At 62.3% G+C, this 15681-nt stretch carries 17 protein-coding genes and 1 tRNA gene; 6 read left to right on the top strand and 12 right to left on the bottom strand.

Annotated features, from left to right (window positions below; all coding sequences use genetic code 11):
- Window positions 1–16: 16 nt before the first annotated feature.
- Window positions 17–928: an AraC family transcriptional regulator gene (locus JWR51_RS08920; RefSeq protein ID WP_299746433.1), complete on the bottom strand. Its 912-nt coding sequence runs from the start codon at window positions 926–928 to the stop codon at window positions 17–19.
- Window positions 929–1108: 180 nt separating this feature from the next.
- Between JWR51_RS08920 and JWR51_RS08915 the strand changes: the two genes are divergently transcribed.
- Complete coding sequence (locus tag JWR51_RS08915) at window positions 1109–1240, top strand: hypothetical protein (RefSeq protein ID WP_299746431.1); 132 nt, start codon at window positions 1109–1111, stop codon at window positions 1238–1240.
- Window positions 1241–1513: 273 nt separating this feature from the next.
- Here the strand turns inward: JWR51_RS08915 and JWR51_RS08910 are convergent, their stop codons facing one another.
- From JWR51_RS08910 to mgtE, 3 genes are all read right to left on the bottom strand, one after another.
- Complete coding sequence (locus tag JWR51_RS08910; RefSeq protein ID WP_299746429.1) at window positions 1514–1939, bottom strand: DUF1489 domain-containing protein; 426 nt, start codon at window positions 1937–1939, stop codon at window positions 1514–1516.
- On the bottom strand, window positions 1936–2613 hold the full coding sequence (locus JWR51_RS08905) for a glutathione S-transferase family protein (RefSeq protein WP_299746426.1): 678 nt from the start codon (window positions 2611–2613) through the stop codon (window positions 1936–1938). Before JWR51_RS08905 ends, JWR51_RS08910 begins: the two co-directional genes overlap by 4 nt.
- A gap of 451 nt (window positions 2614–3064) precedes the next feature.
- On the bottom strand, window positions 3065–4480 hold the full coding sequence (gene mgtE, locus JWR51_RS08900; protein WP_299746424.1) for a magnesium transporter: 1416 nt from the start codon (window positions 4478–4480) through the stop codon (window positions 3065–3067).
- A 171-nt stretch (window positions 4481–4651) separates the two neighbouring features.
- On the opposite strand from mgtE, the gene JWR51_RS08895 reads away from it, so the two are divergent.
- On the top strand, window positions 4652–5020 hold the full coding sequence (locus JWR51_RS08895) for an MmcQ/YjbR family DNA-binding protein (protein WP_299746421.1): 369 nt from the start codon (window positions 4652–4654) through the stop codon (window positions 5018–5020).
- Window positions 5021–5261: 241 nt separating this feature from the next.
- Entirely contained in the window at window positions 5262–5501 is a 240-nt protein-coding gene (locus tag JWR51_RS08890) for a hypothetical protein (RefSeq protein ID WP_299746418.1), read from the top strand.
- Between the two features lie 42 nt (window positions 5502–5543).
- On the opposite strand, the gene JWR51_RS08885 is transcribed toward JWR51_RS08890, so the two are convergent.
- The 6 genes from JWR51_RS08885 to JWR51_RS08860 form a co-directional block, all read right to left on the bottom strand.
- Window positions 5544–7085 (bottom strand): DHA2 family efflux MFS transporter permease subunit, encoded by a 1542-nt coding sequence (locus JWR51_RS08885; RefSeq protein WP_299746415.1) that lies wholly within the window; start codon window positions 7083–7085, stop codon window positions 5544–5546.
- A gap of 97 nt (window positions 7086–7182) precedes the next feature.
- A complete protein-coding gene (locus JWR51_RS08880; RefSeq protein WP_299746412.1) occupies window positions 7183–8325 on the bottom strand; it encodes an HlyD family secretion protein in 1143 nt (380 codons plus the stop codon).
- Entirely contained in the window at window positions 8322–8822 is a 501-nt protein-coding gene (locus JWR51_RS08875; RefSeq protein ID WP_299746409.1) for a MarR family transcriptional regulator, read from the bottom strand. Before JWR51_RS08875 ends, JWR51_RS08880 begins: the two co-directional genes overlap by 4 nt.
- Before the next feature lie 184 nt (window positions 8823–9006).
- The gene (locus JWR51_RS08870) at window positions 9007–9444 is read right to left on the bottom strand and encodes a pseudoazurin (RefSeq protein WP_299746407.1); all 438 of its coding nucleotides are present in this window, start codon (window positions 9442–9444) and stop codon (window positions 9007–9009) included.
- A 164-nt stretch (window positions 9445–9608) separates the two neighbouring features.
- Window positions 9609–9693, bottom strand: a tRNA-Leu gene (locus JWR51_RS08865).
- 277 nt (window positions 9694–9970) lie between these two features.
- Window positions 9971–10204: a FliM/FliN family flagellar motor switch protein gene (locus tag JWR51_RS08860; RefSeq protein WP_299746404.1), complete on the bottom strand. Its 234-nt coding sequence runs from the start codon at window positions 10202–10204 to the stop codon at window positions 9971–9973.
- A gap of 137 nt (window positions 10205–10341) precedes the next feature.
- On the opposite strand from JWR51_RS08860, the gene lipB reads away from it, so the two are divergent.
- Window positions 10342–11064, top strand: coding sequence for a lipoyl(octanoyl) transferase LipB (gene lipB, locus JWR51_RS08855; RefSeq protein WP_299746402.1), 723 nt, complete (start codon window positions 10342–10344; stop codon window positions 11062–11064).
- A gap of 65 nt (window positions 11065–11129) precedes the next feature.
- Entirely contained in the window at window positions 11130–11669 is a 540-nt protein-coding gene (locus JWR51_RS08850; RefSeq protein ID WP_299746399.1) for a DUF4282 domain-containing protein, read from the top strand.
- Between the two features lie 59 nt (window positions 11670–11728).
- Here the strand turns inward: JWR51_RS08850 and JWR51_RS08845 are convergent, their stop codons facing one another.
- Window positions 11729–12118, bottom strand: a complete 390-nt coding sequence (locus JWR51_RS08845; RefSeq protein ID WP_299746397.1) for a DoxX family protein — start codon at window positions 12116–12118, stop codon at window positions 11729–11731.
- 235 nt (window positions 12119–12353) lie between these two features.
- On the opposite strand from JWR51_RS08845, the gene rimO reads away from it, so the two are divergent.
- Entirely contained in the window at window positions 12354–13685 is a 1332-nt protein-coding gene (gene rimO / locus JWR51_RS08840; protein ID WP_299746394.1) for a 30S ribosomal protein S12 methylthiotransferase RimO, read from the top strand.
- 89 nt (window positions 13686–13774) lie between these two features.
- Here the strand turns inward: rimO and JWR51_RS08835 are convergent, their stop codons facing one another.
- Window positions 13775–15673 (bottom strand): diguanylate cyclase, encoded by a 1899-nt coding sequence (locus JWR51_RS08835; RefSeq protein ID WP_299746392.1) that lies wholly within the window; start codon window positions 15671–15673, stop codon window positions 13775–13777.
- Window positions 15674–15681: the final 8 nt, after the last annotated feature.

The following is a 15681-nucleotide window of genomic DNA, read 5'->3' as shown; positions in this document are numbered from 1 at the left end:
ACCCGGCCACCTGCGCCTAGGCTTCCGCATACCTTTCGGGCGTCTGCCGCAACCGCGCCACGTCCCGCAGGGGCGGTGCGCCGAACAGCCGCGCATATTCCCGGCTGAACTGCGAGGGACTGTCATAACCCACCCGATGCCCCGCCGTGGCCGCATCCGCCACCTGGCTCAGGATCAGTCGCCGCGCCTCCTGCAGCCGCAATTGTTTCTGGTATTGCAGCGGGCTCATCGCCGTCACTGCCTTGAAATGCTGATGCAGCGCCGATGCACTCATCCGCGCCTCCGCTGCCACTGCCTCGATGGCGAACGGCTCGGCGAAATTGCGCTTGATCCAGCCAATGGCGCGGTTGACCTGCTGCAGCCGGCTACCGCCCCAGGCAATCTGCCGCAACTGCGCCGATTGCGCCCCGCGCAGCAGCCGATACAGCAATTCGCGCTCGACCAGTGGCGCCAACAGCTTGATATCGTCCGGCGTCTCCAACAGCCGCACTAGCCGCGTCGCCGTCTCCGCCAGCGCCGGCGTCAGCGATGCCAGCTCCATACCCGCATTGGCGCCATCGGCTTCACCCGGCAACAGTTCCGAGCCCATCTCCAGCAGCATCGACCCCAGCACCGCCGGGTCGAGATCGAGCTTAAAGCACAGATACGGCTCCTCGACGCTCGCCTTCACCACCTGCCCGATAACCGGTACGTCCACCGACACCACCAAATATTTCGAGGCGTCATAGGACAGTACCTTGTCGCCCACCAGCACCTGCTTGCCGCCCTGCGCAATAATGCAGAGCGCCGGCGTGTGCACGCTGTGCAGCGGCTCGGTCGGTGCGCTCATCCGCACCAGCGACAGCCGCGGCACCCCCGTGGCGTGAACGCCATCCACTGGCGCCATCTTGGCAATCGCCTCGGCGAGAGCGCGGTTCTGGTCAATCATCACAAGGCCTATTTATCGGTTATTTCCTGCCAACGTATATGCGCGCTGCCGCGTGGAGATTCCACAAAAATCCGCACTCCTGGAGGATCGTGCAATCTTCTCGGACCTCTGGTCTACCACCTGGGCCGTTGCGGAGCGCATATTGAGGACGTTCCGCAGACACAGCAAAGGATGCGCAAAATGTCCAAGGCCCTCTCCGCCATCACCCGCTGGTTCCCCGTCGTCATCAAATTCCTGACCAGCACCGACGACTACCAGGTGCCCTCGTCCCGCGTCCGCCGCCAGCGCCCGCGCCGTGGCCTCGATGGCTAGCCGCACTCGGCTCCGGCGTCTGGCCTTCGCGCTGGCACTGGTTCTGTCACTCATCTTCTGCGCCGCCCAGATTTTGGCGGCGTAGGCTGATCTCACCAATGCGCTGATGCTCTCGGGTGCTCGCTGTGCCCCCACCCACCGCCCTTCTCGCGGGCTTGACCCGCGGGCCACTCTCAGCCCGGCACAAGCGGCGAGAGGCCCGCGGGTGAAGCTCGCGGGAAGCACAGTGATGGATTGGCGAGGAGGAAAGCACCGGAGAGGTGGGGTCCCCCTCTAAATCAACCCCAACCGCGCCAGATCCCGCGCGATCTCTTCCGCCCCTTCATTGCCATTCGCCGCCAGGTCCGGCGGCGCATCGGCGGGCGGCAGGTAGCGCCAGCCCTGGAACGGCCGCTTCGGATACGGCACCGTCCGCACCATGTCGGGGCTCATGATGATGTCGCAATAGTTCTTGCCCTCGGCATCGGTGAACTGCGCCAGCCGCAAAATCGGCTGCCGCACCCCGATCACCCCGGCGATCACCCAATAGATCGAGGCCTTGCCCTCCATCTCGGCGGCGCGCTTGGGCATCATGCGCGTGCGATGCACATGCACATCCTCGCCGTAGTCGGCGTCCCACCAATGCGCCCTCTCGTTGTGATAGCTCTCCAGCTCCTCGACGCTGGACACGCCAACGCACAGTTTCACCATATGGATCATGCCAGCACGCCCCGTGCCACTCGGCCCTGGATCACGTCGATCTCGTCGTCATCGACGATCCACGGCTCATGCAGCGCCAGCCCCAGCCATTGCTGGAATGCCGGCAGGCTGTAAATCGCCTCCACGTAGGACGTGGCCACATCCGACACCGCCAGCCCATAGGTGCGGATTCGCGTCGCCACCGGCGCAAACATTGCGTCCGCCGCCGTGAACTCGCCGAACAGGAACGGGCCGCCCGACTTGGCCAGCAAGTCGCCCCACAGCGTTTCCAGCCGGTGCATGTCCCGTGCCACCGACTCGGGCGAAACCTTGCCCACATGCGAGGCCCGCAGGTTCATCGGCGCATGGCTGCGCAGGCCCATGAAGCTGGAATGCATTTCGGCGCTCACTGCCCGCGCCATGGCACGCTGCTGGATATCGGCGGGCCAGATCGCCTTGTCGGGAAACCGGTCGGCCAGGTATTCGATGATGGCGATGGTTTCGGGCACCACCAGCTCGCCATCAATCAGCACCGGCACCTTGCCGGTTGGCGATCGCGCAGCCAGCGTCTCGCGCCACCCCTCGCCCGACAGCATCAGCACTTCGTCCTCGAACGGAATACCGAAATGCGCCAGCACCAGCCACGGCCGTAGCGACCAGGTGGAATAGTTACGGTTGCCGATCAGCAGCTTCATGAAAACCTCGGTTATTATGCAGGAAGGGCGCCCTGTGGCGGGGCGCCCTTCCAAATTTTTTCGCTGTAGGTGGGGTATTTAAACCCCGGCGACGACGGAAAAAACCAGTCCCATTGAAAGCAGGCAAACCAGTGTCCAGGTTGCAGCCCGCCAGATATTGGCCTTTGGTTGACTTCGCATATGCCGCTCCTTGTCAGCCTCATCCCCCGCGAACTGCTAGTGGTGTAACCCGCGCGCAGCACCCGGTCATAAAGCGTTAACTGCGACATAAACTCTTGGCAAGCGGCAGAGTTGCCACACTCCACAGTGTTGCTGTGAATTTCGTTAACCGTCCGAAACCACGAACTGTAAAGGTTTAGTGACGGTTGGACGCCGCGCGGACGAACAAATCACGGCCAAAAAATGCCTTGGTTTTGCCACTTATCCACAGCCTTGCAGAATCACCAGGGGCTCAAAACAGGCCGAACCACAGCCCGGCAATCCCCAAAAACGCGAAAAACCCGACCATATCGGTGATCGTGGTCACAAATACCGAGGACGACACCGCCGGATCGGCCTTGGCCTTGTCCAGCGCCACCGGGATCAAAATTCCCGCGGTGCCGGCCACGATCATGTTGATCACCATAGCCAGCGCGATGACGATGCCCAATTGCACGTTGCCGAAGCGGATTGCCGTAACTAGTCCGATCAGGATGGCGAAGATCACCCCGTTGACCACCCCGACAATCATTTCGCGCGTGATCAACCGGCGTAGCCTGCGCCCATCCAGTTCGCGCATCGCCAATGCCCGCACGGTCACGGTCATGGTTTGCGTGCCGGCATTGCCACCCATCGAGGCGACGATCGGCATCAGCACGGCCAGAGCCACCATCTGCTCCAGCGTGGCATTGAACAATCCGATCAGCAGCGAGGTCAGCACGGCTGTGATCAGGTTCACCACAAGCCAGGGCGAGCGGCTGCGCACCGTGTCGAGTGTGTTGTCGGACGTATCTTCGTCGCCGACGCCGCCGAGCAGCTTCATGTCCTCGTCGGCTTCTTCATGGATGACGTCGACCATGTCGTCGATGGTCAGCACGCCGACCAGCCGCCGGCTCTCGTCCACCACGCCCACTTCGACCAGATCGTAGCGCTCGAAATCGCGCGCGGCTTCTTCCTGGTCTTCGCTGGCATCCACCAGGATCACCTGGGTGTTCATGATGTCCTCGATCCGCGTCTCGCGATTGGAGCGCAGGAACTTGTCCAGCGGAATGGTGCCCTGCACCTGGTAGCCCGCATCCACCACGTAGATCTGGTAGAATTCGTCCGGCAGTTCCTGCTCGCTGCGCAGGTAGTCGATGGTCTGCCCAACCGTCCAGAATGGCGGAATTGCGATGAAATCTGTCTGCATCCGCCGCCCGGCGGATTCCTCGGGAAAGTCCAGGCTGCGCTTGAGGCTGAGCCGCTCGAACGTTGGCAGCTTGGACAGGACTTCTTCGCGGTCCTCGGTCTCGAGATCCTCGAGAATGAACACCGCGTCGTCATTGTCGAGGCCCGACACGCCGCGCGCGATGTCGGCATTGGGCAATGCCTCCATCAGCTCGACGCGCACGCTTTCGTCGATTTCGGTCAGCGCCGAATAGTCGAAGCGGTCGCCCAGCGTCAGCACTAGCGCCAGCCGCTCGTCGTGATCCAGCGATTCCAGCACGTCGCCGGTATCGGCCGCGTGCAGCGGCTCCATCAGCTCGACGACGGCCTCGACCTCGCCCTCGGCCAGCTTCTCGCGTAAATTCCATAGCCAGGTCGCACTGATGCGGTCTTCACTGTCGCGAAGCATATTGGCATCGGTCCCGGTCTCGGTTCCGGGTGCAGTGTCTTGCTCTGTGCTCATTGGGAGCCCTTTGCGTGTCGCAGGTTTCAGGGGCATTCCAAGCCATAGCCAATGCAATCGTGATGCGCCAGACTATGGCGGCGCGTTTCCGCCCGGCAGCGATCATTTTTTACGTGTCGCATCTGAAGGCCTGGCTGGCGCATTGTATTTGCAGCAGAAGGAGTTGATCGCATGACCGATCTCGACGCCGCCTTCGCCCGCATCCTCGCCTTGGCCCAAGCCCGCGGCCTGCCTGGCCTCGCCCGCTCCACCAGCTATGGCACCCCCGCGCTCAAGGTCGGCAGCAAGTCGTTCTGCCGCCTCAAGGACGCGCAGACGCTGGTGCTGCTCTGCCCCGCAGAACAGAAGACCCTTCTGATGGAAATTTCCCCGGACATCTATTTCGAAACCGACCACTATATCGGCTGGCCCGCCGTGCTGATCCGTCTCGATGTCATCGCCGACGAGGAACTATCGTTGCGTCTGGAAGACGCATGGCGCTCCAAGGCGTCCAAAACGCTGGCCCAGCAACGCCCCCTCGTCACGTCCGTGCCGGACTGAACATCGAGGTAAACCGCACGCACTTGGCTGCAACCGCCAAGAATCGGCAAAACGCCCTGCGGTTTCCTCTCATCAATCGTCCGGCGATTATTGCCCTCAGCGCGCGACGACTCCGAACATTCCTGCCCGGATATGCAACGATTCAGCGCTTGAGGCCATTATGGTCGCATCTTTGCCTTATTAGGCCACGACGTTCACGTGCGCTTGAACACAAATTCAAAAGCAAATCATAAGGTGACTAATGTCCAAATTCCTGCTCGTTCCGGCTGCCTTCGCGCTTGCCCTGACCCTGGCCGCTTGTGGCGGCGACGCTCCGGCCAATTCGACGCCGCCGGCAGCCGAGACCACGGCGCCTGCCGCCACGCCGGCGCCCGCGACCCCAGAGCCGGCTACGCCAGCCCCGGCGACCACGCCGGCACCGGCTACCACCACTCCGGCTCCTGCCGATACGATGGCGCCTGCGGCTCCAGCCGCCCCGTGATCCAAACAAAAGGCCGCCCCTAGGGGCGGCCTTTTTCTTTGCCTAGTCGGCCATCGCGTGGGCCGGATCGACCTTCACCGGACCCTTGGCCGGTCGTAACAGGAACACGATCGGCATCGACACCAGCGTCACGATCATCATTAGCTTGAAATCGTCGAGGAAGCCCAGCATCGCGGCCTGCTGGCTGATCATGCCATTGAGCGTGCCGACGACATTGCCGAAGCCACCGTGGGCCGCCGCAAAGTCGCGTAGCGGCGCCGAGTCCAGCGTCAGCCGCGCCGTCAGCTCGCTGTAGTTCACCATCTGCATCTGCGCCAACACGGTCGTGACGATCGAGATGCCGACGCCCTGCCCCACATTGCGCACCAGGCTGAACATCGCCGTGGCATCGACGCGGTACTTGGCTCCGATCGTGGCGAATGCCAGCGAGTTCAGTGGCACGAACACGAAGCCCATCCCCACGCCCTGGATCAGGCCCGATATGAGGATCGGCCCGCTGCCCATGACGATGTCGAACTGGGTCATCATGTAGAGCGAATACCCCATCAGCAACGTACCACCGATGATCAGGATGCGCGGATCGACCTTGGCCACCAGCCGGCCCACCACGATCATCGACACCATGGTGCCAATGCCGCGCGGCCCCATCAGGATGCCGGTTTCGATGACCGGGAAACCCATCAGGTTCTGGAGCATGGGCGGCAATAGCGCGAGGCCCGAAAACAGCGTGATACCCGTGGCAAAGATCAGGACCAGGCCCATGACCAGGTTGCGGTCCTTGAACATCGCCAGGTCGATAAAGGGATTTTCGGCCGTCATGCAGTGGGTAACGAACACCCACAGCCCCGAGATGGCCAACAGCAGATAGGTCCAGATCTCGATCGAGTTGAACCAGTCCGCGCCCTGCCCACGGTCGAGCAGCATCTGCGTCGATGCCACCGCCAGCGCCAGCATGCCGAACCCGAAGAAATCGAAGCGCCGGATCTTGATCACGGTATTGGGCATCAGCGTGAACAGCATGAAGAAGGCCAGCGCGCCGACCGGCAGGTTGACGAGAAACACCGCGCGCCAATTGAACGTCTCGGTCAGCCAGCCACCCAGCGTCGGCCCGATGATCGGCCCGAACATGATGCCTGCACCAAACAGCGCCATCGCCTGCCCCAGCTTTTCGCGCGGATTGATATCCATCATCGTCGCCTGGGCCAGTGGCACCAGGAACGCGCCACAGACGCCCTGGACCACCCTGAACATCACCATCTGCACCAGATTGCTGGCGACGCCGCACAGCAGCGAGGCGCCAGTGAAGCCCACAATGGCGATCAGCAGCAGGTTGCGCCTGCCAAGGCGGTCGGCAACCCAGCCCGTCAGCGGCGTGGCGATGGCCGCGGCCACGATATAGGACGTCAGCACCCAGTTGATCTCGTCCTGCGACGCACCCAGGCTCGCGCGCATATGCGGCAGCGCCACATTGGCGATCGTGGTGTCGAGGACCTGCATGATGACCGCAACCATGATTGCGGCAGTCAGCAAGCCCTTGTTCTTCACCACCACCGTCGGCAGCGAGTCGGGCGTTTGTTGAGCCATTTTATGCGGCTTTCCGCTCTGTTGTCAGAGCACGTGCAAAATCAAAGCCGGCCCAGATTGGGCCGGCGCGGTCATCCGAAATTAAAGCGTTCTGAGGCTAGAGCAGCTTGTCCAACACGGTCTTACCCGTATCGACCGCGACGACGGCACTCATGCCGGCGCGCAGAAGTTCGGCGTCGTTCTGATCATCCAGCTTGACGCGCACCGTGATGCGCTGGGTCACCTTCACCCAGTTGCCTGTGGCATTCTGCGCCGGGATCAGCGCGAACTGCGACCCCGTCGCCGCGCCTATGCTGTCCACCGAGCCATGCAGGCTCAGCCCCGGATAGGCATCCACAGTCACTTCAACCGGCAGACCCTGCTTCAGGCCATCCAACTGGGTTTCCTTGAAATTGGCCTCGACCCAAGTGTCGGTCGATTTGATCAGGCTGGCGATCGTCGTGCCCGTGGACACGAACTGCCCCACATTGAGGCTGGCCATCTGGCTGATCACGCCTGCCGCCGGAGCCACGACCGTGGTCTTGGCCAGGTCGCGCGCCGCGCTCTCGCGGGCGGCGATGGCGGTGCGCACTGCCGGATGCATGTCCGTCTCGATATTCGGGTTGCCGGCCAGGGCCGCGACCGTGCTTGCCAAGTCCTGCTGCGCCAGCGCGACGTCGGATTTGGCGTCCTGCAGCGACAGCTTCACCGCATCCAGGCTCGCCGTTGCCGACACGCCCTGCGTCACCGAAGCTTGCTGCCGATCGAATTCGCTCTGCCGCAGGTCCAGCGTCTGCTGCGCCGCCGTCAGCTTGGCCTGGGCCGTGCCATAGCCAACGCGAAGCTGTTCGACATTGACGCGCGCCGATGCCAGCGCGGCTTCGGCCTGGTCCATGGCGATGCGATAGGGTTCGGGATCGATCTTGAACAGCACATCGTCGGCCGCGACCACCTGATTCTCCGCTACGTCCACTTCGGTCACGCGCCCGGCCACATCAGCCGACAGCGACACCTTGACCTGCTGCACATAGGCATTGTCGGTGTCCACGAAGCGCCCGCCATTCAGGTAAAAATACGCTCCGCCGCCCGCCAGCACCAACGGCAGTCCAAACATCAGCAGATTGCGGCGCAGCCGGCCCTTCTTCTTGGGCGCCGCCGCTACCTCAGCCGCTTCCGCCGCCGGCGGCACTGCCGTCACGGGCTTCGGGGCAGCCAGGGGCGTGGCATCGGCTTCGGCATTCTTCTTCATGGGAGCGTTCATTTATCTGCGTCCTTTTGCCGATCGCTTTGACCAGCCAAATTGTCGGAAATCTTATTGAGGGAGCGGACCAGAACCTCCTTGTCCGCCTCCGAAATGCCTTCAAGCATCGTTTCGTGCAGGTCGTGCGCAACCGCCTTCATCGCCTCGACCATGGCCGTGACCGGCGGCGTCGCCCGCACAATCTTGGCGCGGCTGTCTGCCGGGTCCGGCAGCCGCTCGATCAGCCCGCGCGTCTCCAGCAGCCGCAATATCTTGCTGGTGGTCATCGGATCGGTCTCGATCAGCGTGGCCAAAGCCGCCTGCGAGAGCCCGTTCGATTGCACCAGTTGCCCCAGCGCCCGCCACTGCGGCAGCGTCATGTCCTGCAACCGCGCATGCTGCTCGAACACGCGCCGCATCTGCTTGGTCACCGAAAAAATCAGCTTGCTGATCGGCGCCACGTCGGAGATGCCGATCGAGGGTTTGCAGTCCAGTGTTTGGTCGGTTTGTTGATCCATAAGCGCACATATAATAAGTACACTTAGTAAGTCAATTGCGCCCGTGCCGCCTCTGTCATGCGAGCGTCGCATAGCTGGGCCCAGGGTTAAGCAAAACAAAAGGCCACCCCGGAGAGTGGCCTCGTGCATCATCGGTAAAATCGGGAGCAGCCGGGCGAACCCGCGCCCCTCCTTAGAGCCCGGTTTACGGCGCGATCTGCGCGTACATCGCTTCGAATCGCTCAGCGGCCTTGGGCGGCACCTTAACGGCCTTGACGGCATCGAGATTGGCCGGCGCGTCGCCCACAACCACCATGGCCACCATGCCCATGCCGAAATGCGGCAGGCACTTGACGCCATAGGCGCCAGGAACCGTGAACGTCACCGTGACGTCCTTGCCGGAAGCGCCCTTGAACGGCTCGGCGCCCTCCGGAAGCATGCCCGGGATCGTCTCGGCATTGTGCCCCTTGTCCGTAGCAACAAAAGTCACGGTGTCGCCGGGAGCGATCGTGGTCAGCGCGGGTTCAAAAACCATCCGGGCATCGTCGCTGCCCTTGTTGAGCATCTGCACCTGAAAGTCCGCCGCCATCGCCGACGACGAGAACAACAGGACCGCGCCAAAAATTATCCGTCCAATATGCATGGTATCTCTCCTAAAGCAGATTTGGATGATCATGTTTTCCATGGGTGGTCAACGCACCCGCGCGTGACCTGGCCATCAAAAAACCAATGAAAGTCATTGGCGTTCCGGAAACAAAAAAGCCACCCCGGAGGGTGGCCTATTTTCGTGTCGCTTTCGAAGGCGACTGGTGCGGTCGAGAAGACTCGAACTTCCACATCTTGCGATACAGCGACCTCAACGCTGCGCGTCTACCAATTCCGCCACGACCGCACGCCATGGTAGAGCTTCCCCCTGCGGCGAAGCGTGATGGGCATGTAGCAAAGCTCATCCGTAACCTCAAGCGGTTAAATCACCGATTTGGTGACAACTCGAGTTTCCTACAGAAGAACCCCTCATCCGCCCTTCGGCACCTTCTCCCAGAGGGGGCGAAGGGATGGAGCCGAAAACTCGCAGTCGTCACCCCCCGCCCCTTGTGGGAGAGGGACAGACATTTCTGCGTTCAGCAGAAGTGTCAGGGTGAGGGGTCGCCGAACGCAGAGAATGCGCTCTATCCCCGGCGATACACCTTCTCCGATATCAGCACCCGCAGCCGGCCCTCGTCCACGCGCACTTCCCCATGGGCGACCAGCGTATTGTTGGCATAAATCCGCAGCGGGTCGTTTTCGGTGGTGTCCAGCTCGATCACCGCGCCGCGTCCCATGCGCAACAGATGATGCACCGGCATCGTCGTCGCACCGAGTTCGACGGTGATGTCCACTTCAATACTGTCCAGAGTGCTCATAGATATGTCTCGAACCTTTATCCGGCGCGCCACCTGGCGTTGTCGAAATTCAGGGCAGCTTCAGCTAAGCTGCACCGTGACTCTCGGGCGGAATCTCTCCGGGTAATCTTCTGGCAACTATGGTTATCAAAGTGTTAATGGCACTACCCGACATCGAGCCCCCTACCAATAAAATGCTGCGGCCCGATGCCAAGCCGGTCGAGTGGATCATTTCCGCCACGCCCGTGCCCTATCCCGAGGCGCTCGACGCCATGCGCGCCCGCGCCGCCGCCATTGCGGCCGGCGAGGCCAACGAGGCCGTCTGGCTGCTCGAACACCCGCCGCTTTACACCGCCGGCACCTCGGCCCATGCCGACGACCTGCTGACCGACCGGTTCCCGGTCTATGACGCGGGCCGTGGCGGCCAATATACCTATCATGGCCCCGGCCAGCGCGTGGCCTACATCATGCTCGACCTGCGCGAGCGCGGCCGCGACATCCGCGCCCTGGTGCAGTCCCTGGAACAATGGGTCATCGACACCATGGCCGCCTTCAACATCCGCGCCGAACGCCGCCCCGGCCGCGTCGGCGTCTGGGTTGCCCGCCCCGACAAGGGGATCGGCCGCGAAGACAAGATCGCCGCTATCGGCGTGCGCGTCTCCAAGTGGGTTACCTTCCACGGCATTTCGCTCAACGTCTCGCCCGACCTGAGCCATTACGATGGCATCGTCCCCTGCGGCATCGCCGACCAGGGCGTCACCAGCTTCGAGGACCTCGGTCACCTCGTCTCCCTGCCCGAAGTCGATTCGGTCCTCCGCCAGGCCTTCGAAACCCAGTTCGGGGCGACCATCGCCGTTTCCGGAGACCTGCCAACCGAGTGAGATTTGCCAGCCCTGCCCCAAATAGTGCAGACATGCTGAAACCGGCCTGAATCGTGGAGACCGAAATGACCCTGGACGACCTGAAGCGCCTGTTTACGAGACAAACGCTGTTCAAGCTCGACTCCATCCTGTCACCCCGCCTGGTGCCGATCCTCTACGCACTCGGCCTCTGCGCCATCCTGCTCTGGGCCATCGGCCATCTGTTCTTCACCTTCGGCTCCGGCTTTGGCAATGGCCTATGGGGCCTGCTTGAAATCGCCGTCTTCAGCCTCCTGTCCTGGATACTCCTCCGCATCGCGTGCGAGGCTCTGCTGGTCTATTTCAAGGCCCACGAATCGAGCAGCGACAGCGTCAACCGCTCGCGCTATTCGGCCTCGCTGCTCGATGAAGTGCGCGATGCCATTCGCGATCTGGCCGAGGAAGGCGAAGACCGCGACTATGCTGAAGCCGACGAATACATCACTCCGGCCACCGAGCCCGGCCCGTTCTACCCGATCCCGCCAACGCCCCCAACCCCGCCCAGCACGCCACCGGCGGCCGAGCCCGGCGAAGCCTTCAAGCCCAAACGCACCGCCAAGCGCACGCCTCCCGCGCCACGGACCTGAAACGAAAAAAGCCGCCACGATCCCATCGCGGCGGCCTTTCCAATTTCGGGTTTGTGGCCCTACTTCTTGTTGACGCTCCACGCGCCCGGCCCGGCAAATACCAGGTACAGGAACACGAAGCAGAACAGGATCGCCGCTTCGCCGCCATTGGCGAGCGGGAAGAAGCCACCCATCGAGTAATGCACCATCCAGTAGGCGACGGCCATTTCACCGGCCAGGATGAACGCCACAGGACGGGTGAAGAAGCCGACCAGCACCAGCAGCCCGCCGACGATCTCAAGCACTGCCGCGACGCCAAACAGGGAGAACAGGTTGAACGCCATGCCGGGACCGCCCGTCGCTGGGAAGTTCAGCATCTTGGCAGTGCCGTGTTCGATGAACAGTAGCGCGGCGACAATTCGCAACACGGCCAAGGCGTGCGGCGCATAAGGGGAGAGGCGGTCGAACATGACGTTTCCTTCGATTATGGCTGCGCCTGGCTGGCCCAGCGATGAACACCGATCAATAACTTGAGTATGCGGGTCTGGAAAAGTTAAACATCGGTAACGCACCGTTCACCAAATCCATACTTCAAGCCTGCGTGTTCACCGCTACGCACACCCCAGCCCCGCGACAGTCACATTGCGTAACTGTCAACTTTTCTGTATGACGCCGCCAACCAAACACATCGGAATATCCGCTCACATGAGCCAAGCGCCAAAAATTGGCCTCGTCAGCCTCGGCTGCCCCAAAGCCCTCGTCGATAGCGAGCGCATCATGTCTACCCTGCGCTCGCAGGGCTATTCGTTCAGCCGCGACTATGCCGGCGCCGATATCGTGCTCGTCAACACCTGCGGTTTCCTCGACTCCGCCAAGCAGGAATCGCTCGAAGCCATCGGCGAAGCGCTGGCCGAAAACGGCCGCGTCATCGTCACCGGCTGCCTGGGCGTCGAAGAAGAGCTGATCCGCAAGACCCACCCGTCGGTACTGGCGATCTCCGGCCCGCATCAGTACGAAAACGTCGTCAGCGCCGTGCATGAACACCTGCCGCCGGTGCCGAACCGCTTCGTCGACCTGGTTCCCGAACAGGGCCTCAAGCTGACCCCGCGCCATTACGCCTACCTGAAGATTTCCGAAGGCTGCAACAATCGCTGCTCCTTCTGCATCATCCCCCAGATTCGCGGCGATCTCGCTTCCCGTCCCGCTGCCGGCATTCTGGGCGAGGCCGAAGGCCTGATCCGCGGCGGCGTCAAGGAGCTGCTGGTCATCTCCCAGGATACCAGCGCCTATGGCGTCGACATCAAATATGCCGAGAGCAATTATCGCGGCCGTCCCGTCAAGGCGAAGTTCTATGATCTCGCCAAGGAACTCGGCCAGCTCGGCGCCTGGGTGCGCCTGCACTATGTCTATCCCTACCCGCATGTCGATCAGGTCATGGAACTGATGGCCGAAGGCCTCGTCCTTCCCTACCTGGACATCCCCTTCCAGCACGCTTCGCCAAAGATCCTTAAGGCCATGCGCCGCCCGGCCCATCAGGACAAGACGCTGAATCGCATTCTCAACTGGCGCCAGCAAGTGCCTGATCTGACTGTGCGTTCCAACTTTATCGTCGGCTTCCCCGGCGAGACCGAAGAAGATTTCGAGATGATGCTCGACTTCATCGAAGAGGCCGAAATCGACCGCGCCGGCTGCTTCAAATACGAACCCGTCACTGGCGCCCCCGCCAACGAACTCGCTGACATTGTCCCCGACGACGTCGCCCAGGACCGTTTCGAACGCCTGATGGAAGTTGCCCAGAACGTCTCGACCGGCCAGCTCGCCAAAAAGGTCGGCCGCACCATCCAGGTGCTGGTGGACGATGTGCAGCCCGAAGCCAACAAGGCTATAGCCCGCTCCAAGTGGGATGCTCCTGAAATCGACGGCCAGGTCATCGTCTCCAACGCCACCGGTATCAAGCCCGGCGACATGATCGATGTCCTCGTCACCGACAGCGACGAATACGACCTCTTCGCCACCCCGGTGAAGGCGCTGAACTGAGCTAAGCTACCGCCCACAATGCTTCCACAAACTCGAGTGTCACCCCGGCGAAGGCCGGGGCCCATCCTGAGCTTTTGCAACGGACCGGCTTACGCTGCCCCCATCGCGCGCTTTTGCTTCCACCCCGTCAGGCGATCCCGCCCGGCCAGCTTGGCGTCATACAGCGCCTGGTCGGCCCGCCCCACCAGTTCGGCCGCCCCGCGGGAATGCTCATCCGGCCGATAGCACGCAATGCCGATGCTTGCGGTGACAATCCCCTTCTCGCTGCCGACATGGGACATTCCCAGCGCCCGCAAGCCCTTGAGAAACTCATCGGCGATAGCGAAGGCGCCGTCCTCGTCCGTATCGGGCAGAATGGCCACGAATTCCTCGCCGCCATAGCGCGCCGCCACGTCACCCGGTCGCTTCAACGCCCGCTTGAATTCGGCACTCACGGCGCGGAGGCACGTGTCGCCTTCCTGATGCCCGTAATAATCGTTGAACGCCTTGAAGCGGTCGATATCCATCAGCAACAGGCTGATCCAGCTCTTGTCGCGCTGGCTGCGCGCCAGTTCGCTCTCCAGCCCCTGGTCGAACGCCCGACGGTTCAGCAATCCCGTCAACCCATCGGTGATTGCCTGCTGCTGCAGCAGATTGGTCAGCGCCAGCAGGTTGGTCTCCGCGGTCTTGATCTTGCTGATATCGGACACCACCACCATGCTGGCCCCCCCGGGAGACGAGCTGGTGCGCACCTGCACCCACCGCCCGTCGATCAAGGGCACGTCATGTTCGGTGGGCGTATAGAGCGCCGCCTCCGCCTGGTCGATCCAGGCCTCCAGATCATCGAGTTCCAGCACCGTCTGCTCGCCCCTCTCGGCCGAGGCGCGCAACATGTCGCGTACATGATTGCCGGGTACGCGCACGTCCTGCGTCAGCGGAAAGCTGTTGCGGTACTGCTCGTTGCAGAACACCATGTATCCGCTCTTGTCGAACATCGCCACGCCGTCGGCCATCTGCGCCATGGCGTAGGAAAGTTGCTGCTGGCTTTGCTCCAGCGCCAGCGCCAGGTTGCGCCGCTCGGTCACGTCGCGATTGAGCGTGATGATGCCAGCCGGCGCGCCGCTTTCATCGAACAACGGCACCTTGAGCGTCGACAGCCATTTCGGATTGCCATCCAGGTTGGGCACCTTCTGGTCGATCTTGGTCATCACGCCGCTGGCCATCACCTCCAGCTCATCCTGGCGGAAGCGGCTGGCCACTGGCGGCGCGTAGAAATCCGCATCGGTCTTACCGATAAGGTCGGCCGCGCTTTCGGCATGCATCAGCGCCGCCGTCGCCGGGTTGGCGGCGATGAAGCGCCCTTCGCGATCCTTGACGTTGAGACTGTCGGGCAGCGATTCGATGATAGTGCGATAAGTCTGGTTTTCGCGCACCGCGGTGCGTCGGCGCTCGTCATAGAGCAGCGCCAACCCCGCCAGCAGGCTCGATATGAAGTGCAGCACTGCGCTGGGCACGGCGATGTGGGCGAGCGCGGCCTCGCGGTGTTCGCTCGGTAAGGTGAACATGCCAGCGATGCCCACAGCCGCAAGCAGCAAAGCGAGCGTCAGTATATCGCGCCGGCGCATCGCCCGCTTGCTGATCACGGCGTAGAGTCCGAGGCTCACCGCGAGCGTCGCGGCAATCCCGATGGAAGCGCTCCACACCCCGGCGCCGCCCATATAGATCCGATAGCTGGCAGCAATTAAAGCAGCCGACAATCCCGCTACCGGCCCGCCGAACAACCCTGCCGACGAAATCAAGGTGGTCCGCAGATCGAAAAATACGCCCTCTTCCAGGCTGAAGGCGGACAGCATCGCCATCACAGCGCCAATGCCGAATAGCACCCCCAGCGCGAGCGCGCGCACCCACGGCGACCAGCGGTCGAACATGGTTTGAATATAAGCCCAGCTGGAGACGAAAATCGTCACCACAGCCAGATTTGCCAGGAGTCCGTACCAGACGGGGTGCATTAGTATTT

The organism is Devosia sp. (assembly GCF_028290625.1).
GTDB lineage: Bacteria > Pseudomonadota > Alphaproteobacteria > Rhizobiales > Devosiaceae > Devosia.
This window is presented reverse-complemented; position numbering and strand designations above follow the sequence as displayed.